Source organism: Thalassospira povalilytica (assembly GCF_002844235.1).
GTDB classification, from domain to species: Bacteria; Pseudomonadota; Alphaproteobacteria; order Rhodospirillales; family Thalassospiraceae; genus Thalassospira; species Thalassospira povalilytica.
This window is the reverse complement of the sequence record NZ_PGTS01000003.1, coordinates 1-19,576: the sequence shown is the minus strand read 5'-3', so window position 1 is coordinate 19,576 and position 19,576 is coordinate 1. Positions and strand designations below refer to the sequence as shown.

Here is a 19,576-nt window from a genome sequence, read left to right as displayed (position 1 = left end):
CGCTAGTCGCCCAATGCGCTTGACGTTTGCGTCAGTGCTGCCTACCTTGGCCTCATACAGCGGATCGAGGTTAACGGGGAAACCCTTTGCCTCGTAACAACTAGGATCTGAAAGTATGACCACGATTAAAGTCTCCGACGGTTCGTTCGATTCCGACGTTCTGGGTTCCAACGACCCGGTTCTGGTCGATTTCTGGGCTGAGTGGTGCGGTCCGTGTAAGCAGATTGCGCCTTACCTCGATGAAATTGCCGGTGAACTGGGCGGCAAGCTCAAGATCGCCAAGGTAAATATCGACGAAAACCCGAACACCCCGGCGAAATACGGTGTTCGTGGCATCCCGACCCTGATGATCTTCAAGGGCGGCGAAGTTGCGGCAATGAAAGTTGGCGCCCTTCCGAAAAGCGCACTTGTTGACTGGATCAACCAGTCGATCTGATCTTCGGGTCAAAGAATTCAAAGAGGCGGGCCAATCTGGCCCGCCTTTTTTCATGGCATGATGGTTTTACGACAAAGATCAATGCTGTTTCGCGCGCTGCCCATGGCCCCGGGAACGGTCGGATACCGTGCTTTTGTCTTTCGGGATTTGGGGTATCCGGTCTAAAAGTAAGGGCCATTCATCCCGGAACTGTTGCGGACTTCCCATGAACCTCAAAGCGCTACGCCTATTTCGTTTGACGGTCTTGCAAGGGACCCTGTCGGGAGCAGCGGCAAGCGCAAATCTTAGCCAGTCTTCGGCAAGCCGGATGATTGCCACCCTTGAGGCGGAACTCAAGATCAAGCTGTTTGAGCGGATCAACCAGCGCCTTGTCCTGACGGCAGAAGGCGAACGCTTTTTTCAGGAAGCCGAGCATATCCTTAACGGGGTCGAGGAAATTCCGAAAATTGCCCGCGACATTCGTGCCGAAATTGATGAAACCCTGCGGATCATTACGGTCGGGCCGATCGGGGCCTCACTTTTGCCGCCGGTCATAGATATCCTGCGTGACGAAAATCCCGGTTTGAAATGCAAGATCGATATCGGAACCCGTTCTGACGTCGAAAGCCAGGTCGGGTCGCGGCGCTATAATCTTGGATTGCTGTCGCTGCCGGTAAAAAACAACGTGGTCGAACTCGGAATCGAACCGATTCTTGAGGCCCGCACACAGGTTTTATTGCCGATTTCCCATCCCCTGGCGGCACTTGATATTGTCCCGGCAGAAGCCTTTGCCGATGAACCGTTTGTATCCTTGCGCGCCAATCAGATCTGGCGACAGCGCCTTGATCGTGTGTTTGAAAGCATCGGAAAACTTCCCAATATCAGTCTTGAAATCGGATCAAGCCTTCTGGTGCCGAAATTCGTTGAAAGCGGCTATGGGCTTGGCGTGATGGATATGATCAACAGCGCATTCAGTGATTCAACCAAGACCGTTCTGCGCCCGATCGCACCGGAATTCTGGTTGCCTTATGCCTGCGTCATGCCGCCAGCCGGCCGCAACCGGTTGGCGATGCATTTCGTGGAATTGTTAAGACAGTATGTGACCCGCCGATGCGAAGATGATCCGGTCTATGGTCAGGCTGTGCGCCCGGTTCAGATGTCCTGACCAGACAGCTTTCTGGCATGCTTGGCGACCATTTCGGCGCTTTCTGCACCCGCATTTGCAAGTTTTGATGCAATTTCGGCACTGCATCCGGTGTAGGTCGCAGGATCAAGCAGACCGGCAAGCGTGGTCTTGTCCTTGAAATGGCTGGAAACTTCCTTTTCCTGCCACAGGGCGTCGGCAAAACTGGTGGCATCACGTTCCGAGACAACAATCGCATGATGGACGATGTCATGTGCGTTCTGACGTCCGGTTGATTTTGCCAGTTCCAGCATGATTTTTTCCGACATCAATGGTGCCGGATTGATCATCAAATTGCGATACATGGCAGCTTTGTCGCATTCAAGATGGGTCAAAAGCGTCTCAAGACGGGTGACAACGCCGTACGCCGATATGCCCGCCGCATCAAGCAGGTCATAAAGCCGGAAATTGAATGCCGCATCGCCTTCGTGGCTGGGGCGGCATGCTTCAAGTGCCGGGGCGACCATGTTGCGCAAATGTGCACTTTCGGCAAGCAAGGCGACGACATATTTCGGATTGGTCTTGTGGGGCATCGTGCTGCTGCCAACCACATTTTCGCTTTGTCTTTCAAAAACTTCGCCAAATTCATTTGCCATAAGGGTGTAAAGCTCGTTACCCATGCGTTCGCAGGCAACGGCCAGCAAACCCAATACCGCGACATATTCGCCAAGCCCGTCATTGGTGGCACGCGAATGCACCGCTGATACTTCCAGTCCCAAAATGTCGGCCAGTTTCGCAGACAATGCAAACCCGTTCGGGCCATAGCTGTGCATGGCACCGCTTGCCCCGCCAAATGTCAGAACAAAGGTCCGCTTTTCGACTTCGATCAGGCGTTCGACACAGCGTTGAAATTCATCAATCCAGCCTGCAACCTTGTATCCGAATGTGATGGGCAGGGCCTGACGACGGTTGGTGCGCGAAATTGTCGGCCAGTCGGCCGTTTTGCGGGCCATATCCGATAACAGGGTCAAACAACGGCCAAGACGCTCCAGCGTCAGGGTATGGGCCTTGCGCAACTGTAACATCTTGCCGGTAATGATGATGTTCTGGGTGGTTGCACCCCAATGCACATATCCACCGGCATCGCCGTCACAGCGTGCGGCCATTGCACGGACGATCGCCATGACCGGTGACATGCTTTGGGTGATTTCGGCTTCAAGCGCATCAAGGTCATAATCCTCAATGCGCATATGGCGCCGAATTTCAGTGGAAGCGGCAAGGGGGATCATGCCTGTTTCCCCCTGTGCCTGTGCAAGTGCCCCTTCTACCATTAGCCATGATTGCCAGGTTGCCTGCTTGGAAAACAGGTCCTTGGTGTCATTTGGCAATGTGGTCAGCTTGGTCATTTTGTTTACTCGTGTCCGTGGATCGAAGAGGCAGATGGAAGAAGTTACGAGGCTGACAGGAACAGCACATTGTAAGTGAACAGGACGATCAGCGCGCCACCCAGCGGGATTGCCGTTCGTTTCACGATGTCAATTGGCGAACATCCGGCAACTTCGGATACGGCAATGATAACGCCGGATACTGGTGACAATGACCGCGCAATACCCGCGGTGAATTGCAGCGGCAGCAAAAGCGATACCGCCCCGGCACTCGAACTGGCGGTAAGTTGCGGTGCCAGATTGGCAAACGAGAAGAATGCCGCATTGCCCGAACCGGTCAGAATGGCTGTTACCGCGACAAGGATACAGGCAACAAACATCATGCCGACCAGACCAAAGCCCGCGCTTTCGGCTGTGACAATCATGAAGTCGATGGCACCAATTGCCTTGAGGCCGCCGGCAAAGAATTCCGCACAGATGATCAGCGAAATAATGCCCGAGAACATCGTTCCCATGCCCTTGAAGAAGACCATAAAGCCCTTGAAAACTTCACGAAGGTCATGGCGCAGGCGGATCATTTCACAGAAAAGACCAAGCAACGCCCCCATGATCATTGCGGTTACCACACTGATTTCGATATGGGCGATGAACAGCTTGCTGAAAATCAGGATCATGGTCAGTGGCAAAATCGGCAGCAATGCATAGAAGCCCGGTGCCGATTGTGCCACCGGTTCCGGATCCATTGTTCCGACCGGCGCGGAATGGCCCGCGACAACAACGTGACCATCGCGGCTGTCGAAATATTTGGCACTGAAATAGGTCAGAACACAGATCGTCGGAATGATGAATGCCGCAAGCGGGATCTGATATTGGGTAAAGAAGATTGCAACATCGATATTGGCGGTATTTGCCGCAAGGTTTGCAGTGCCAGATGCCGGACCAAGATCAAGAACCGATGTGGTGCCAATCATTGCTGCTGCTGCGGCCTTGCTGACGCCAAGGCGCACAAGTGTCGGATACAGCGTTACCAGCAACAGCATGGCAAGCCCGGCTGCACTGGGGATAAAGATATTAAGGACCTGACCAACCGCATAGCCGATTGCCAGAACAAGATAAGGCGCGTGAATGCGCGAAAGCGGCTTGATGCTGATATCGACCATGGCGTTGGTTGCACCGATATGGTCCATATATTTGGCAAAACCGCCAGCTGCCATAATGATCAGGCCAAGCCCGGCCAGCCGGTATGACATGATGCCGTGAATATGTTCAAAGATGTCAAACCCGGTCCAGCCGGTCGGATCGGTTTTGCGGAAAATGACACTTTGTTCAGGGAAAAACAGTGCGGTTGCCGCAAACAGCGTCAAACCTGACAGCAGAAGAACAGTATGCGGCTGATATCTTTTGATTATGAGTGTTGCTGCAATCACCGTGACAGCGATTGCAATTATTAATGCGATCATTGGTTTCCTCCCAGACGTTTCCGCGCACACGTTATGGGCGGAGCAGCCCGGGTGTATATTGCTATAACGCGATAAGTTGATCGCATTTTTGCATAAACTATAACGCAAACCAGCAACAAAAAAGGCAGGTCGCGTGGACCTGCCTTCGGGTTTGTACCGGTTTGATAATCGGTAGCTGTTGCGTCAGGCTGCCCGGATATCGACCAGGAATTGCTTAATCTGACCAAGAAGCGCCTGCGACTTGTCGCCAAGGCTGTTGGATGCATCAAGAACATCGGTGGATGAATGACGTTCTTCCTCGGCCGATTTGCGCAGGCCAACGACATTGCGGGCGACTTCCTTGGTGCCGGATGCGGCTTCGGAAACGTTTCGGGCAATTTCCCCGGTTGCGGCATCCTGTTCACTGACCGCAGCAGCAATGCCGCCAGCGACTTCGTTCAATTCCTTCATCCGCGCCGAAAGATGTTCGATCGCGCCCAGTGCCCCCTGGGTACTGTCCTGAATGCCGCTGATATGTCCGGAAATGTCTTCGGTTGCACGGGTGGTCTGGTTGGCAAGGTTTTTGACCTCGGCGGCAACCACGGCAAACCCTTTGCCTGCTTCGCCAGCCCGTGCGGCTTCGATCGTGGCATTAAGCGCCAGAAGGTTGGTCTGTTCGGCGATGGACTGGATCAGTTCGACAACCTCGCCGATCCTGTCCGAAGCATTTGCCAGTTCGGCAAAGATCGTGCTGGCATCATCGGCCTCGTTTGCACCCGATTGTGCGATGTCGGAACTGCGCGCAACCTGAAGGGTGATTTCATCAATCGCGCTTGCAAGTTGCTGGGCTGCCGATGCGACCGTGTCGACATTGGTGGCGGCCTGTTCGGTTGCCGCGGCGACATTGGCAGCCTGAACGGTGGTTTGATCCGATTGCGTGGCCATGCTGGTCGCCGTGCTGCGCAATTGTGCAAGGGCGGCATTGACTGTCGTCAGGTTGCTTTCAACTTCCTGTTCGAACCGGGCAATGCGGTCATTGACGTTTTTGGCACGTGCAAGTTCGGCGGCATTGGCGGCTTCCTGCTGCTGATGCAGGCGATCGGCTTCTTCGCGGTTGGCGCGGAAGACCTCAAGCGCCCGGGCCAGATCACCGATTTCGTCCTTGCGGTCGATGGCATTGTTTTCAACCGACTTGTCACCATTTGCCAGACGCGAAAGTGCATCGGTGATGCTACGCATCGGTCCGGTCGTGCTGCGTTCAACCGCAAGACCAAGTCCGCCAATAACCACCATCATGGCAATCAGGGTAAAGATATCGACCTGGGCCCGTGACCAGAAGGTTGCCTCGACATCATCGGTATAGACACCGGCTGCAACCACAAGACCCCAATTCTGTGTGCGTTTGGCAAAGGCCAGCTTGGGTTCGTTTTCCTTGCTGCCCGGATGGGGCCAGACATAGCTGACATAGCCGCCATCGGGATTGCGTGCCGCCGTGGCAAGATCGGCAATCGGGGTTGCACCGGTCGGGTCCTTGACCGATGCGGCACTTTTGCCATTGAGGGCAGGGGACATCGGGTGCATGACCATGGTGCCGTCATGATCGGTGACAAAGACATAGTTGTGATTGTCAAAACGCTGTGCCGCAACCAGTTCAAGTGCCTGCTTTTTCGCGTCTTCTTCTGAAAGAAGGCCCGATTTGGCGCGCTTGGCAAATTCGTCAATGATGCTTGCCGACTGATCGACCACATATCGCAGGGTGACTTCACGGTCATTGAGCATGGTGTTGTACAAGGACAAAAGATTGATCGCGGCCATCGCAGCCAGCGCAATCGCCACCACAACATTGACGCCGCGCAACTTCCACGCGAACGAATAGTCAGAAAGCTTCATATAGCACCCATTTGATAGCGGTGTGGCGCATTTCAGGTGAAATGCCCTGAAAGACAGTGAACAGTTGTGCACTGTTTCGCGCATTCGCGCGCGGGGTGCTCTGATCTATGGCAAACAATTCAAATTATATTTGCCAAGTTCATGATAAATCACATCTTCCTGTTCAAACGGGCCAATCGCGTGGTGATTGCCATTATCCGTGCCGGAATGTCGCGGGCCGGACATGAAAAAAGGCGGACCCGATCAGGTCCGCCTTTTTTGAGTATTTGGGGCCACAGCACCCGGTTGTACTGGCCCGTCTTGGTGATCAGTATTCGTACGGGCTGCCATCCATGTTTTCCATCAGCACTTCGCGCTTGCCGACATGGTTGGCAGCAGACACCACGCCGTTTTCTTCCATCTGTTCGATGATGCGGGCAGCACGGTTATAACCGATCGACAGTTTGCGCTGGATGAAGCTGGTAGATGCCTTTTTCTCGCGAAGGACAATGCCGACCGCCTGATTATAAAGATCATCATCCGAACCGTTCCCGCCGGCACCGGCATTGCCGCCACCCATATAGGCGGCCATCGGATCTTCTTCGGGTTCTTCGGTAACGGTTTCGAGATAGGCCGGATCGCCCTGATCGCGCAGATGCTTGACGATGCTTTCGACTTCTTCATCCGATACAAACGGGCCATGAACACGCTGCAAACGGCCACCCTGACCCATGTAAAGCATGTCGCCTTGCCCCAGAAGCTGTTCGGCGCCCATTTCACCAAGGATGGTGCGCGAATCAATTTTCGAGGTCACGGAATAGGAAATACGCGTCGGGAAGTTCGCCTTGATCGTACCGGTGATCACGTCCACCGACGGACGCTGTGTCGCCATGATCAGATGCAGACCCGCCGCACGGGCCATCTGTGCCAGACGCTGGATCGATGCTTCGACATCCTTGCCCGCCACCAGCATCAGGTCGGCCATCTCGTCAACGATGATGACGATAAAGGGCAGCGGCTCCATCGGCAGTTCCTGATCTTCAAAGATCGGTTTGCCGGTTTCCGGATCAAAGCCGGTCTGAACCCGGCGCGTAAGCTGTTCGCCCTTGGCGGCTGCTTCCTTGATGCGTTTGTTGTATCCGGCAATGTTACGCACGCCCACCTGACTCATGGCGCGATAACGGTCTTCCATTTCGCGCACTGCCCATTTAAGGGCGACGACTGCCTTGTGCGGGTCGGTCACAACCGGGGTCAGAAGATGCGGGATGCCGTCATAGATCGACAGTTCCAGCATTTTCGGGTCAATCATGATAAAGCGGCATTCTTCGGGCTTCAGACGATAAAGCAATGACAGGATCATTGCGTTCACCCCGACCGATTTACCCGAACCGGTCGTACCGGCAATCAGCAAGTGCGGCATTTTCGCAAGGTCGGCAATCACCGGGGTGCCGCCGATATCCTTGCCCAGACTCATATTGAGCTTGCCGGTATTCTTGTCAAAGTCGCTCGATGCCAGAATTTCATGCAGATGCACGGTTTCGCGACGCGCATTTGGCAATTCGATACCAATCACGTTGCGGCCCGGCACCACGGCGACACGGGCGGCAATCGCACTCATGGACCGCGCAATATCATCGGCAAGGCCGATCACGCGCGATGACTTCACACCTGCGGCCGGTTCGAGTTCATAAAGGGTCACAACCGGACCCGGGCGGACCTGAACGATTTCACCCTTTACGCCAAAGTCCTGAAGAACGGTTTCAAGCAGACGGGCATTCTGTGCCAGGGCTTCCTGATCAATCTGGGCGGCATCGGCCGGGTCGGGCTCGTGCAGCAGATCAAGCGGCGGGAAGCGATATTCATCCGAGCCAAGATCAAAGGATGCCTGGCGCTGGGCGGCGGCCTTCTGGCTTGGTTGCAGCTTGGCAGCCGGTGCGGCGACGATATGGACCGGCGGTTCGTTATCGACGCTGTCATCATCAAAATCGTCGTCATCACTGTCATCGGGGGCCAGTTTCGGTTCCGACTTGCGGGTCGAAATGGCCGAACCCAGCTTGGATTTCGATTTATCAAGTGACGGTTCCTGACGCGATCCGGGGGCGCGTTTGGAAATCGGCTCGTCATTGCTGCCATGCGGGATGACGGCGCGAATGCCGGCAATCACCTTGCCCGCGGCATAGGACAGAACCCCGCCCAGGCGTTCCCAATCCGACAGAGAATAGGCCATGCAATAGATCGTCAGAACAAAGCCAAGGATCATGGATGTCAGCGCAATCAGCGCGCGTGCCCCGGGAACGCCGATCATGGCAAATCCGGATTGAAGCTTTGCCAGCAATAGATCCCCGGCAAACCCGCCAAGACCCACGGTCAGCGGCCAATGCATGCCCGGCTGGATCGCGGCTGCTGAAATGGCAACCAGCAACAGCGCAAGCGGCAGAACCAGAAACCGCACCCACATCCAGCTGAACGGTTTGACCGCAATCAGGCGCAATCCCCAGCCCAGCATCAGAACCGTCAGAAGCGCCGATGCAAGACCAAGCGTGCGGAGCATCAGATCCGCCCCATAGGCGCCGACAATTCCCAGCGGGTTGAAAATCGGTCCGCGGTCTGTGGCGTGGTTAAAGGACGGATCGCCCGGATGGAACCCGATCAGCATGATGAACAGGGCAATGGCAATGAAAACCAGACCAAGGCCGCAAATCCGCAAACCGCTACGCTTCAGCAAAGTCACGAGACTGCCGGGCATAAACGCGGTTCCAAGAGTGTTCGACTGACTGCTCATCTGGGTATCCGTTCTGGTTAAGTCCTGTTTGGGGTGAATGATGGCAAGGGCGCGAAAGGCTTAGCTTTCAAGCGCCCCGGCAATCCGCGTCAGCCCGTCGCGTGTGGTTGCAAGATCATGGACAAGGGCAATGCGGATAAACTGTTTGCCCGGATTGTGGCCGTTCTTGTCGGTGATCGAAAGGTAACTGCCCGGGATGACCTTAACCCCGGCTTCCTTCCAGATCTTTTTGGTCGCTGCTTCGTCATCGCCGACATCAAGCCACAGGAAAAATCCCCCGGGCGGGCGGTAAAAGCCAAACCGGTTGCCGAAAACTTCGGCCGCGACATCGATCTTGGCACGATACAGATCCCGGTTTGCCTCGGCATGGGCATCGTCATTCCACAAATCCACCGATGCGGCCATGATCGGCATCGGAATGGTCGCTGAACAATAGCTGCGCAAGGCGGTAAAGCGTTTGACGATTTTGGCATCCCCGGCGACAAAACCGGATCGCAGGCCCGGTGCGCTGGATCGTTTCGACAGGCTGTGGAACACAAGGACATTGTCCATGTTTCCGCCCTGTTTGGCACAGATTTCAAGGGCGCCGACCGGTGCTTCGCGGTCATAGATATCGGCGTAGCATTCATCCATCGCCAGAACGAAATCATGCTTGCGCGCCAGATTGATCATGCGTTCGATATAGTCGGCCGATGCGATCGCGCCTTGCGGATTGGCGGGCGAACACAGGAAAAACAGCCGACAGGCATCAAGTGTCGCCTCGTCAATCAGATCAAGATCAGGCAGAAAACCGGTCTCAGGACCGGCCGCCAGCGGCACCATTTCCGCGTCATTCAGAACCGCTGCGCCGCAATAGACCTGATAAAACGGGTTGGGCAGCAGCACCTTGGGCTTTTGGCCCGGCTGATCTTGCGGAATGACGGTGGTGGCAATCAGATAAAGGGCTTCACGCGTGCCTGCGACGGGCAAGACATGGTCATCGCGATGGATCATGCCGGTCGGCAGGTTATAGCGGCGATCAAGCCAGTTTTTGATGGCGTCGCGCAATTCGGGTGTGCCGGAACCGGGCGGATATTTGTGCCAAAGCGATGCGTGTTTGACCATCGCCTCGGTGATCATTGCCGGGGGTTCATGTTGCGGTTCGCCAATCGACATCACCAGCGGGGATTGCCCGGGTTCGATCCCGTCAAGCAGGGCCGCCAGTCGCGGAAACGGATAGGCAGGCAATTGATCCAGGCGTTCGTTAAACATGGTCGTCGTCAATCCAGCTTGATCTGTGCCCCGTCACACTGAACGCGGCCGTTATGCAGAATATGGGTAAATTCCCCTGACTTTACCCCTATGCCAAAAGTGCAAAGAAAGATTTAAGAGACCGGCGACAAAGGTGCAAAAAGCCCGGAAAGGCTGGCTTTCCGGGCTTTGAAAAATCTTCTCGGGATGTCGGGGCGGTCTTAGCTTGCCCGCAGGTCATCCTCGGGATAGGCGCCGATTTTATGAATCGAAATATCCGCGCCATCAAATTCGTCTTCTTCGGAAAGACGGAACCCGACGGTTTTCTTGATCGCGCCATACACGACAAAGCCGGCAATCGTGGCAAAGGCAACCCCGATCAACGATCCGGCAAGCTGCGCGCCAAGCGACACGCCGCCCATGCCGCCAAGGGCCTCAAGACCAAAGATACCGCATGCAATACCACCCAGCAGGCCACACATGCCATGCAACGGCCAGACACCCAGAACATCATCGATTTTCCATTTGGCCTGACACTGGTTAAAGCCCCAGACAAACAGAACTCCGGCAAGCCCGCCGGTCACCAATGCCCCGATCGGATGCATGACATCGGACCCGGCGCAAACCGCGACAAGCCCGGCAAGGGCACCGTTATGGACAAAGCCCGGATCGTTGCGCCCGGCAAACAGTGCGGTCAAAATGCCGCCAACCATTGCCATCAGCGAATTCACGGCAACAAGACCGGTAATACCCGAAACCGATTGTGCGGACATGACGTTAAAGCCGAACCAGCCCACGCACAGAACCCACGATCCCAGTGCCAGGAACGGAATATTGGACGGCGGAATACCGATCAGTCCGCCGGTTTTGCTGTAACGACCGCGCCGAACGCCAAGGCTGATGACAGCCCCAAGTGCGATCCAGCCCCCGACCGCGTGCACGACGATGGATCCTGCAAAATCATGGAACGGCGCGCCAAATGTGGCTTCGATCATGTCCTGGAAACCGAAATTGTTGTTCCAGACCATGCCTTCAAACAGCGGATAGCACACACCGACCAGAATGGCCGTCGCAAGAAGCTGCGGATAGAAACGTGCGCGTTCCGCGATGCCACCTGAAATGATGGCCGGGATTGCTGCGGCGAATGTCAGCAGGAAGAAGAATTTGACAAGATCATAACCGCTTGAGGCAAAAACAGGCACGCCGTCGCTGCCTGCATGGCCGCTCAATACAGCAGCACTTGTAAGGAAATCAACACCATAGGCGATGCTGTATCCGACAAAGAAATAGGCGATTGTCGAAACGGCAAAATCGACAATGATCTTAACCAGAGCATTGACCTGGTTCTTTTTTCGCACGGTGCCGACTTCAAGAAAGGCAAAACCGGCATGCATCGCAAGCACCATAATGGCGCCCATCAGGACGAAAAACACGTCCGAGGCAGTCTGGAAGGCCTCCATAAGGCATCCCCCTTTATAGCGTTTCCTCTCGGTCCGGTCTTTTCGGGGCAGCCGGACTCTGGTTCGGAGCTGCCAAGATCAATTTTCGTGCCAGAAATGGTTCGAACCGCCATCAGGCCAGCAGCATCAACGGTCTGGCGTCGAAATCGTCGCTCGGGGTGGGGGATGTGCGACTGCTGTGAAAAACGGGTTTTGCCTTCGCAGTGACCAAATCGCTGCCCAAAAAGGCAGCACTGCATACAAAAAGCCCGCCTGGGATGCATCCCGGGCGGGCCAGTTGGTCTGACAGGCAGGGTATCGGGCGAACCCGATACCCGTCAGGAAATCTGTTTGCTTAGAAGCGCTGGGAACCCTTACCGAATTCCGGGTATGCTTCCAGACCAAGTTCAGCAGCATCCGAACCCATTGCCTCGTCTTCTTCAGACAGGCGGATACCGATGGTGAACTTCAGGATGAGCCAGACGATCGCCGAAGCAACGATGGTGAAGGCACCCATTGCAACGATACCGGTCAGCTGAACACCGAACGATGCACCGTCATTGGTGAACGGAACAGCAAGCGTGCCCCAGATACCGCAAACAAGGTGAACCGAAACCGCACCGACAACATCGTCGATTTTCAGTTTGTCGAGCAGCGGAACCGCGATGACAACCAGAATGCCGCCGATTGCGCCAATGATGATGGCAGAACCGATGGTCGGGGTGTCCGGACCAGCCGTGATCGATACCAGACCAGCCAGCGCACCGTTAAGTGCCATGGTCAGGTCGACCTTTTTGTAAAGGATCTGGGTCAGGATCGCCGCAGCAACCACACCGCCGGCAGCAGCCATCGAGGTGTTGCCATAGATGTTGGCAATCGCGATAACGTCAGCAGCCGAACCCATGGCAAGCTGGGAACCACCGTTGAAGCCGAACCAGCCGAGCCACAGAACGAAAGTACCGAGCGTTGCAAGCGGAAGGTTCGAACCCGGCATCGGATGAACCGAACCGTCTTCGCCATATTTGCCTTTACGTGCTCCAAGGATGATCGCACCGGTCAGAGCAGCCCAGCCGCCGACCGAGTGAACGATGGTCGAACCGGCAAAGTCAGCAAAGCCCATTTCCGAGAGCCAGCCGCCACCCCAGGTCCATGCACCGGTAATCGGGTACAGAACGCCGGTAAGAACAACGACAAAGATCATGAACGGCCACAGTTTGATGCGCTCGGCAACAGTACCGGAAACGATCGAAGCTGCGGTTGCAACGAACACCATCTGGAAGAACCAGTCAGACGTTGCAGAATAACCGCCAGAGAAGTCACCACCCAGAGCGGCTGCATCATCAGCGCTCCAGAGGCTGAGCGAGCCGATCCAGCCCGAAACATCCATATACATCAGGTTGTAGCCGATCAGGTAATACATGATACCTGCAACAGCAAACAGCGCGATGTTCTTGAACAGAATGGTCGAAACGTTCTTGGTGCGAACGAGGCCGGATTCCAGCATCGCAAAACCAGCAGCCATCCACATGACCAGCGCGCCGCTGAACAGGAAGCTGAAGGTGTTGAGAATGTATTGGGTCTCAGCCGAAACGCCTGCGTCCTGAGCAAAGGCCGGAGAAGCGATTGCCAGAAGGGCGGTAGCTGCAACAGCAGCAAGGCCGGTTTTCTTCATGGAAATAGTCATAAATGTCTCCCCTTGTCTCTGGACTTACAGGGCGTCATCGCCGGTTTCACCAGTACGGATACGGACCGCCTGGCTCACATCAAGAACGAAAATCTTACCGTCCCCGATTTTCCCGGTTTGAGCAGTTTTGGTGATGGCTTCGACAACCTGATCGACCAGATTATCCGTGATGGCGACTTCCAGCTTCACCTTCGGCAGGAAGCTGACCATGTATTCAGCACCACGATAAATTTCGGTCTGGCCTTTCTGACGGCCAAAACCTTTAACTTCGGTGACCGTCAGACCCTGAACGCCAAGCGCGCTGAGCGCCTCGCGGACTTCGTCGAGTTTGAACGGCTTAATGACAGCAGTAACAAGTTTCATAATATTGCGACCTCCCGGCATATCCGTTGAGTACCAACGTGGTAATCACGATTTCGCAGTCGCAGTTTCCAAACCAAGAATCGTGCCAGACTCAAAATAAAACTGTTAAACAATTGATTTGTAATGAAAAATTTAAAGATCGTTTGAGTTGAGCCAGAACATTCCAATGGAATTGGTGGATTAAAATATGCACAGAATCTGTTTCTGTTTAAAAAATGTGCATATTTTTTAATCAAAGAAATACAACAGCAAAAACCTGTTGTAGCTCAAGGCGATGGCAGGTCGCAGATTACGCAGATATTGGCGCTTTTTCGGGGATGGGTGGTCTGTGCGGTGGCGGGATTCCGCCATTATTTAATGGGAGCCTGTCGCGGATCTGGCCTGTGATCCGGGCGTGGGCAGACCGCCGTAAATATCATCACATGACAATTCCCGGGCCAGAGTGACCGGGGCGGGTTGTGGGGGCGTTCCGGGCGGGGTAAATATGGGCTGTAATCAATTGCGGTTATGAATATTGCGTCAGGTCAACGCCGTCCCGTGATCAAAGGTCGTATGACAGCGGGATCGAGGGAGCCGACTGAAACAGGATATTTCGAGATGCATGATCAACAGGCACTTCATACCGATGTCGTCATTCTGGGCGGTGGTCTGAACGGGGCGGCGATGGCGCTTGCTTTGGCCCACGGGGGCATGAAGTCGGTTGTGATCGATTACGCAGATCCCAAAACGATCCTGAGTGCAAATTACGATGGCCGTACCTGTGCGATTGCTGCGGCGTCCAAATCGGTGCTTGATGTGGTCGGGGCCTGGAAACATATGGCTGACGAGGCCGAGCCGATCCTTGATATTCGGATCGCGGATGGTCAAAGCCCGCTTTTCCTGCATTACGACCATCACGATATTGGTGACGAGCCGCTGGGTTATATTGTTGAAAACCTTGTGACCCGCGGGGCGCTTTATCGTGCAATCGCCAAAAACGATCTGGTGGAAATGATTGCACCAGCCCGTGTTTCTGAAATTGCGCGTGACCAGGGCGGCATGACCATCACCCTTGATGATGGCCGTTCTGTACGCGCACCTCTGGCTGTCGGGGCCGAAGGCCGCAATTCGATGCTGCGCAAATGGGCAGGCATCAAAACCTATCAGTGGAGCTACAAGCAAAGTGCGGTGGTCTGCACGGTCAAGCACAAGCAGCCCCACAATGGTCTGGCGGTCGAGCATTTCCTGCCGGCCGGTCCGTTTGCCATCCTGCCAATGACCGATAACCGCTGTTCAATCGTCTGGACCGAGGGGACTGACCTTGCCAATTATCTGGTCAATCTTGACGAAGAAACCTTTGTTGATGAATTGCATCGTCGTTTCGACGGCTATCTTGGTGATCTGGAAGTTGTCGGGCCGCGCTTCTGTTATCCGCTCGGGCTTCAGCATGCCTATCACTATACCCAGGATCGCATTGCGCTGATCGGGGATGCGGCACATGGCATGCATCCGATTGCCGGTCAGGGCCTGAATATGGGAATCCGCGATGTTGCGGTTCTTGCCGAAATCCTGGTCAATGCGCGCCGTCTGGGCCGTGATATCGGCAGTGCCGATGTGCTGGCCGAATATGAACAATGGCGCCGGTTCGACAATACGGTGATGTTGGCGGTGACCGATCTGACCAACCGGCTGTTTTCCAATGACATTGCCCCGATACGCTGGGCACGCGATATCGGTCTGGCAGTGGTTCAGAAAATCCCGCCGCTTAAAAAGACCTTCATGTCCCATGCCATGGGCTATGCCGGAACACTGCCGAAATTGATGCAGGGCAAGTCGCTTTAACGGTCATTACTGATCAATGTTCATTTAAAACCATTCAAAACACTGTCGTTTTTAGTCAGTGACTGTTGATATGTGTCAACAAGTCATCAATCAGAAAGGCGCAATGTCCCCTTCGATCTGAACTACGGAAAAAGGGGACAGACAATGTCATTCTTGAAGAAAACGATGGGCGCGACTGCATTGGGTGGCCTGATGGCAGCGGCCTTGCTTACCGGCAATGTGGCCTATGCACAGTCCGCAGAATTCAAAACCAAACAGGCTGGTGACATTGTTATTCGTGCTCGCGGTATTGCGATGGTACCGGATGAAGACACTTATGACGATACGATTGGCAGCGGTGAAGGTAAGCTGAGCAATGACGTCGTGCCGGAAGTCGATTTTTCATACTTCCTGACCAACAACCTGGCGCTTGAGCTGATTGCAGCAACGACCAAGCATGATCTTGACTGGCAGAACCCTAATCTGGACGCCGGCTCGGTTCGCCTGTTACCGCCGACCTTGACTCTGCAATATCACTTCATGCCGGAAAGCCGTTGGAGCCCGTATGTCGGTGCAGGTATCAACTATACCTTCTTCTACGATTCCAAGCCGGGTCAGTTCAACTCGGTCAAATATGACGATGGTTTCGGTTACGCGTTCCAGGCCGGTTTTGACTATGCCATTTCCGGTCCGTGGTCGGTTAACTTCGATGTGAAGAAAATCTTCCTTGATACCGATGTCAGCATCAATAACGGTGCGAATACCTCCAAAGCACATCTTGACCCATGGGTCTTCGGCGTTGGTGTTGGCTATCGCTTCTGATTTCGATCTGTGACACAAAGTGTCACGGTCTGAAGACGCAAAAACGGTCCTGCCGCTGGCAGGGCCGTTTTTTATTGGTCATGAATGACGGGAAAGTTTGCAGGTTAGCGCTTCGGATCGCGCGACAGGCCGCGTGCTTCAAGTGCGGCAAGGTAATCCGCCCACAGCGTATCCTTCTTGTCGTGCAATTCGCGCAGATATTGCCAACTGTAAAGTCCGCTATCATGCAGGTCATCAAAGCCGATGCGCACGGCATAATTGCCGACTGGCGCAATATCGATGATCCCGACATGTCGACGTCCGGCGATGATCTTTTTCTCGGACGGGTGATGGCCCTGCACTTCGGCGGACGGGCTTTCAACACGCAGAAGCTCTGCGCTTAGACGTGTCGATACGCCGTCATCCCAGATGACCTCAAGAATGCGGTCATCGCGCAGATAATTGATCTCGACGGGGGTGAATTCCGGTGTGAAGCCGTCCTGTGACATGATGGCCTGATCTGATCAGTCTTCGATCGGGCGGGCTTCGTCGGGCAACATGATCGGAATGCCGTCACGGATCGGATAGGCCAGACCGGCCTTCGGGCTGATCAGTTCGTTGTTTTCACGATCATATTCAAGCGCCTGCTTGGTTACCGGGCAGACAAGGATTTCAAGCAGTTTCGGGTCTACCGGGCTGTGGGTCGCAGTCATGAATTCGGCCTTTGGGTTCGGGTGCCATCACAAAGGATGGCATGGACAATCAATTGGCGCTGCCATGTACCTGTTTGGGGCCAGCATGGACCGCCATTTCAAGCAGCGTGGTCAGCATATCGCCCCGATCATACAAGGTTGTGCATTCGAGCAAAGCCTGTTTTTCAAGCGGACTGAGCCGACACCCCATCGAAATGGTCGTAATCAGCATTTCATCATCGCTGTCGGCCAGTGTATCCCAGCATGATCGCAGGGAATGCTGGGCAAAATAGGCCTCAAGTGCGATGCGCAGCCGGTCGCGATTGATCGGGGTGTCATCGGCCGGGATATCCAGATCGTCTTTCCATGGGGAAAAATCGCCGCGGACCGTGCGATATCCGCCATCGGTACAAGGCAATTCCTCGATCACGTTAAAGCGGCATACGCCGGTCAGCGTGATCAGAAACCGGCCATCGTCGGTTTCGCTGAAGGCGGTAATGCGCCCGGCACATCCGGTCGAAAAGATTTCCGGATGGTCCGGGTCCATGAAATAGTTTTTATGCTGGTCGGGGCGCGGTTGAATCATCCCGAAAATGCGGTCCTGTCCCAATGCGTCGGCCACCATATTCATGTAGCGTGGCTCGAATATATTCAGCGGCAAATGCCCGCGCGGCAGTAAAAGCGCACCACTAAGCGGGAAAACCGGCATGACATCAGGAAGATCCGAAAAGGCCGGATCAAATGGACCGCATATGCTCATGAAAACAGTACCGTCGATAGGGCCCGGCGTCCGGCAACACTGGCAGGATCCATCGGGCCCCAGGCTTCAAAAAACTTCAGGAGCTGTGTGCGTCCTGCATCCTCGTTCCATTGCCGATCGGTGCGAATGATCTTGATCATGGCATCGACGGCGGCATCGCGCTGATTGGCAGCAAAGCACGCCATGCCGTAATCAAACTGTGCCTGCAAATCATCGGGGTTGGCTTCGGCCCGTGCGCGGGCTTCTTCAAGGTCATCCCCCGATACGCCCGTCTCGGCCAGTTCAAGCGCGCTGATGGCTTCGCTGACCGGGCCTTTCAGGCGCAGCTGTTCTGGCATGTCATCGACATACTGGCGCGCTGCTTCAAGTTCTTCCATCGCGACCAGACAACGGATCACGCCACCTGTGGCCTGTTCGTTTTCGCCTTCGCCATCCCGTTCAAGAACGCCACCGTAAAGGCCATAGGCCGACTGGATGTCATCATTGGCAAGGGCGGTGGCTGCTTGCTCAAGAAGTGCTTCGACCGGGCTTTCGATCGGGCCACCGGCAAGGCGCTCGTAAAAGGCGCGCACTTCGCTTTCGGGCTGACCACCCTGAAAACCGTCAACCGGGCGACCGCCCTTGAAGGCATAGACAGTCGGAACCGACTGGATGCGCAGCTGCATCGCCAGTTCCTGGTTTTCATCAATGTTGATTTTGACGAGCTTTACGCGACCGCCAGCTTCGCGGGTGACTTTTTCAATCACCGGCGTCAGGTTTTTGCACGGACCACACCACGGTGCCCAGAAATCGACCACCACGGGAACTTCCATGGAAGGCTCGATCACGTCCTGGACAAACGTTTCTACACTGCTGTCCTTGATCAGGTCAGAAGCCTGATTCTGATTGGTGGCGGTCTCAGGCGCATTCGCGTCAAGAATAATCGACATAGTAGGTCACTCGCTAATTCTGAAATTCTAGATGATGCCGCCGTGCCCGGACGACAAGAGGCAGGCATGTGAAATAGGTGTATTACTATAGTTAAATATAAGTATTTATAAGGGTTTACCTTAGGTGTCCGCCATTCAGTTAGGGGCTGCCGGTTCCGGTTCTGCGTCGAAATCAATGACCAGGGCTTCGTAGCCTAGGGAGTCGATGAATTTCAACAGGTCTTGGGACGAAATTGTCGTGGTGCGGTCATTTCGCAAGGGGTGAAAATTCAAAACATCGCCCCTGGCCAGCTTCGCATCCAGCGCCAGATTGACCTGTCGTTCCCGGTCATTGATCAGCGCAAAGGGGGTGACAGAGCCCGGTTTGACCCCCAATGTTTCGATCAGCAATTCCGGTTTGCCAAAAGACAGGCGTGCACAGCCCAGCCGTTTGTGCAGGTGGTTCATGCGGATTTCCGTTTCTTCCTCGGCCACGACCAGCCACATCGCCCCTTTCTTGTCTTTGACAAAAAGGTTCTTGGAATGAAGGCCCGGCAGATCCCCGCGCAGCTTTTGCGAATCCTCGACCGTAAAAAGCGGAACATGCTCGTGAGTCGTCGTTTCGATTCCCAATTTTGCCAGCTGATCGAAAAGTACGGTTGATGGATCGCTCATGCTCTTTCCCTTGCGGATGTAGTGCGCGAAGATAGCCAAGTTCGGAACGGGACGCAAATTTGCGTCGGCACGGTCGGATTTCGGCAATTGGACCTCGTAAAGTCAAGGAAAACCGCCAAAATTTGCAATGTTACGATTTCGTGGAAAAAAGGGTTGCAATCGCTCTTTGTTGGGCTATTATCCGCGCCGCTCCACAGGGGCAGGAAACAAA

The 19,576-nt window shown here is 54.8% G+C and carries 17 protein-coding genes; 4 read left to right on the top strand and 13 right to left on the bottom strand.

Annotated elements, in window-relative coordinates:
• Nucleotides 1-115: 115 nt before the first annotated feature.
• Nucleotides 116-436: a thioredoxin TrxA gene (gene trxA / locus CU041_RS08530; RefSeq protein ID WP_101246499.1), complete on the top strand. Its 321-nt coding sequence runs from the start codon at nucleotides 116-118 to the stop codon at nucleotides 434-436.
• A gap of 205 nt (nucleotides 437-641) precedes the next feature.
• Nucleotides 642-1,580, top strand: coding sequence for a LysR family transcriptional regulator (locus tag CU041_RS08525; protein ID WP_101246498.1), 939 nt, complete (start codon nucleotides 642-644; stop codon nucleotides 1,578-1,580).
• Here CU041_RS08525 and CU041_RS08520 read toward each other — a convergent pair.
• The 8 genes from CU041_RS08520 to CU041_RS08485 all read right to left on the bottom strand — a co-directional run bounded on the left by CU041_RS08520 (nucleotide 1,568) and on the right by CU041_RS08485 (nucleotide 13,729).
• A complete protein-coding gene (locus tag CU041_RS08520; protein WP_101246497.1) occupies nucleotides 1,568-2,944 on the bottom strand; it encodes a lyase family protein in 1,377 nt (458 codons plus the stop codon). The two genes, CU041_RS08525 and CU041_RS08520, sit on opposite strands and share 13 nt — an antisense overlap.
• Before the next feature lie 44 nt (nucleotides 2,945-2,988).
• Nucleotides 2,989-4,383 (bottom strand): C4-dicarboxylate transporter DcuC, encoded by a 1,395-nt coding sequence (gene dcuC, locus CU041_RS08515; RefSeq protein ID WP_101246496.1) that lies wholly within the window; start codon nucleotides 4,381-4,383, stop codon nucleotides 2,989-2,991.
• Between the two features lie 183 nt (nucleotides 4,384-4,566).
• Nucleotides 4,567-6,252, bottom strand: coding sequence for a methyl-accepting chemotaxis protein (locus tag CU041_RS08510; protein WP_101246495.1), 1,686 nt, complete (start codon nucleotides 6,250-6,252; stop codon nucleotides 4,567-4,569).
• A gap of 307 nt (nucleotides 6,253-6,559) precedes the next feature.
• Nucleotides 6,560-9,013, bottom strand: a complete 2,454-nt coding sequence (locus CU041_RS08505) for a DNA translocase FtsK (protein ID WP_101246494.1) — start codon at nucleotides 9,011-9,013, stop codon at nucleotides 6,560-6,562.
• A 60-nt stretch (nucleotides 9,014-9,073) separates the two neighbouring features.
• Nucleotides 9,074-10,264: an aminotransferase class I/II-fold pyridoxal phosphate-dependent enzyme gene (locus CU041_RS08500; protein WP_101246493.1), complete on the bottom strand. Its 1,191-nt coding sequence runs from the start codon at nucleotides 10,262-10,264 to the stop codon at nucleotides 9,074-9,076.
• Between the two features lie 200 nt (nucleotides 10,265-10,464).
• The gene (locus tag CU041_RS08495; RefSeq protein ID WP_101246492.1) at nucleotides 10,465-11,703 is read right to left on the bottom strand and encodes an ammonium transporter; all 1,239 of its coding nucleotides are present in this window, start codon (nucleotides 11,701-11,703) and stop codon (nucleotides 10,465-10,467) included.
• A gap of 334 nt (nucleotides 11,704-12,037) precedes the next feature.
• Nucleotides 12,038-13,366 carry an ammonium transporter gene (amt, locus tag CU041_RS08490; RefSeq protein ID WP_101246491.1) on the bottom strand — a complete coding sequence of 443 codons (1,329 nt, stop codon included), beginning with the start codon at nucleotides 13,364-13,366 and terminating at the stop codon, nucleotides 12,038-12,040.
• A 24-nt stretch (nucleotides 13,367-13,390) separates the two neighbouring features.
• Nucleotides 13,391-13,729, bottom strand: coding sequence for a P-II family nitrogen regulator (locus CU041_RS08485; protein WP_007088725.1), 339 nt, complete (start codon nucleotides 13,727-13,729; stop codon nucleotides 13,391-13,393).
• A 597-nt stretch (nucleotides 13,730-14,326) separates the two neighbouring features.
• Between CU041_RS08485 and ubiH the strand changes: the two genes are divergently transcribed.
• The gene (gene ubiH, locus CU041_RS08480; RefSeq protein ID WP_101246490.1) at nucleotides 14,327-15,550 is read left to right on the top strand and encodes a 2-octaprenyl-6-methoxyphenyl hydroxylase; all 1,224 of its coding nucleotides are present in this window, start codon (nucleotides 14,327-14,329) and stop codon (nucleotides 15,548-15,550) included.
• Nucleotides 15,551-15,694: 144 nt separating this feature from the next.
• On the top strand, nucleotides 15,695-16,351 hold the full coding sequence (locus tag CU041_RS08475) for an OmpW/AlkL family protein (protein WP_101246489.1): 657 nt from the start codon (nucleotides 15,695-15,697) through the stop codon (nucleotides 16,349-16,351).
• A 104-nt stretch (nucleotides 16,352-16,455) separates the two neighbouring features.
• Here CU041_RS08475 and CU041_RS08470 read toward each other — a convergent pair whose 3' ends face one another.
• The 5 genes from CU041_RS08470 to CU041_RS08450 form a co-directional block, all read right to left on the bottom strand.
• A complete protein-coding gene (locus tag CU041_RS08470; RefSeq protein WP_101246488.1) occupies nucleotides 16,456-16,839 on the bottom strand; it encodes a gamma-butyrobetaine hydroxylase-like domain-containing protein in 384 nt (127 codons plus the stop codon).
• A gap of 15 nt (nucleotides 16,840-16,854) precedes the next feature.
• The gene (locus CU041_RS08465; protein WP_101246487.1) at nucleotides 16,855-17,043 is read right to left on the bottom strand and encodes a Trm112 family protein; all 189 of its coding nucleotides are present in this window, start codon (nucleotides 17,041-17,043) and stop codon (nucleotides 16,855-16,857) included.
• A 49-nt stretch (nucleotides 17,044-17,092) separates the two neighbouring features.
• Complete coding sequence (locus CU041_RS08460; RefSeq protein ID WP_101246486.1) at nucleotides 17,093-17,782, bottom strand: LON peptidase substrate-binding domain-containing protein; 690 nt, start codon at nucleotides 17,780-17,782, stop codon at nucleotides 17,093-17,095.
• Nucleotides 17,779-18,711 carry a thioredoxin gene (trxA, locus tag CU041_RS08455; RefSeq protein ID WP_101246485.1) on the bottom strand — a complete coding sequence of 311 codons (933 nt, stop codon included), beginning with the start codon at nucleotides 18,709-18,711 and terminating at the stop codon, nucleotides 17,779-17,781. The genes CU041_RS08460 and trxA (CU041_RS08455) overlap by 4 nt, the downstream gene beginning before the upstream one ends.
• A 135-nt stretch (nucleotides 18,712-18,846) precedes the next feature.
• Nucleotides 18,847-19,452 carry a prolyl-tRNA synthetase associated domain-containing protein gene (locus CU041_RS08450; protein ID WP_228194738.1) on the bottom strand — a complete coding sequence of 202 codons (606 nt, stop codon included), beginning with the start codon at nucleotides 19,450-19,452 and terminating at the stop codon, nucleotides 18,847-18,849.
• Between the last annotated feature and the right edge of the window lie 124 nt (nucleotides 19,453-19,576).

Excerpts from the sequence above, each read along its gene's own strand:
- trxA (WP_101246499.1), top strand. The coding sequence starts at position 116 with ATGACCACGATTAAAGTCTCCGACGGTTCGTTCGATTCCGACGTTCTG.
- CU041_RS08525 (WP_101246498.1), top strand. The coding sequence starts at position 642 with ATGAACCTCAAAGCGCTACGCCTATTTCGTTTGACGGTCTTGCAAGGG.
- CU041_RS08520 (WP_101246497.1), bottom strand. The coding sequence starts at position 2,944 with ATGACCAAGCTGACCACATTGCCAAATGACACCAAGGACCTGTTTTCC.
- dcuC (WP_101246496.1), bottom strand. The coding sequence starts at position 4,383 with ATGATCGCATTAATAATTGCAATCGCTGTCACGGTGATTGCAGCAACA.
- CU041_RS08510 (WP_101246495.1), bottom strand. The coding sequence starts at position 6,252 with ATGAAGCTTTCTGACTATTCGTTCGCGTGGAAGTTGCGCGGCGTCAAT.
- CU041_RS08505 (WP_101246494.1), bottom strand. The coding sequence starts at position 9,013 with ATGAGCAGTCAGTCGAACACTCTTGGAACCGCGTTTATGCCCGGCAGT.
- CU041_RS08500 (WP_101246493.1), bottom strand. The coding sequence starts at position 10,264 with ATGTTTAACGAACGCCTGGATCAATTGCCTGCCTATCCGTTTCCGCGA.
- CU041_RS08495 (WP_101246492.1), bottom strand. The coding sequence starts at position 11,703 with ATGGAGGCCTTCCAGACTGCCTCGGACGTGTTTTTCGTCCTGATGGGC.
- amt (WP_101246491.1), bottom strand. The coding sequence starts at position 13,366 with ATGACTATTTCCATGAAGAAAACCGGCCTTGCTGCTGTTGCAGCTACC.
- CU041_RS08485 (WP_007088725.1), bottom strand. The coding sequence starts at position 13,729 with ATGAAACTTGTTACTGCTGTCATTAAGCCGTTCAAACTCGACGAAGTC.
- ubiH (WP_101246490.1), top strand. The coding sequence starts at position 14,327 with ATGCATGATCAACAGGCACTTCATACCGATGTCGTCATTCTGGGCGGT.
- CU041_RS08475 (WP_101246489.1), top strand. The coding sequence starts at position 15,695 with ATGTCATTCTTGAAGAAAACGATGGGCGCGACTGCATTGGGTGGCCTG.
- CU041_RS08470 (WP_101246488.1), bottom strand. The coding sequence starts at position 16,839 with ATGTCACAGGACGGCTTCACACCGGAATTCACCCCCGTCGAGATCAAT.
- CU041_RS08465 (WP_101246487.1), bottom strand. The coding sequence starts at position 17,043 with ATGACTGCGACCCACAGCCCGGTAGACCCGAAACTGCTTGAAATCCTT.
- CU041_RS08460 (WP_101246486.1), bottom strand. The coding sequence starts at position 17,782 with ATGAGCATATGCGGTCCATTTGATCCGGCCTTTTCGGATCTTCCTGAT.
- trxA (WP_101246485.1), bottom strand. The coding sequence starts at position 18,711 with ATGTCGATTATTCTTGACGCGAATGCGCCTGAGACCGCCACCAATCAG.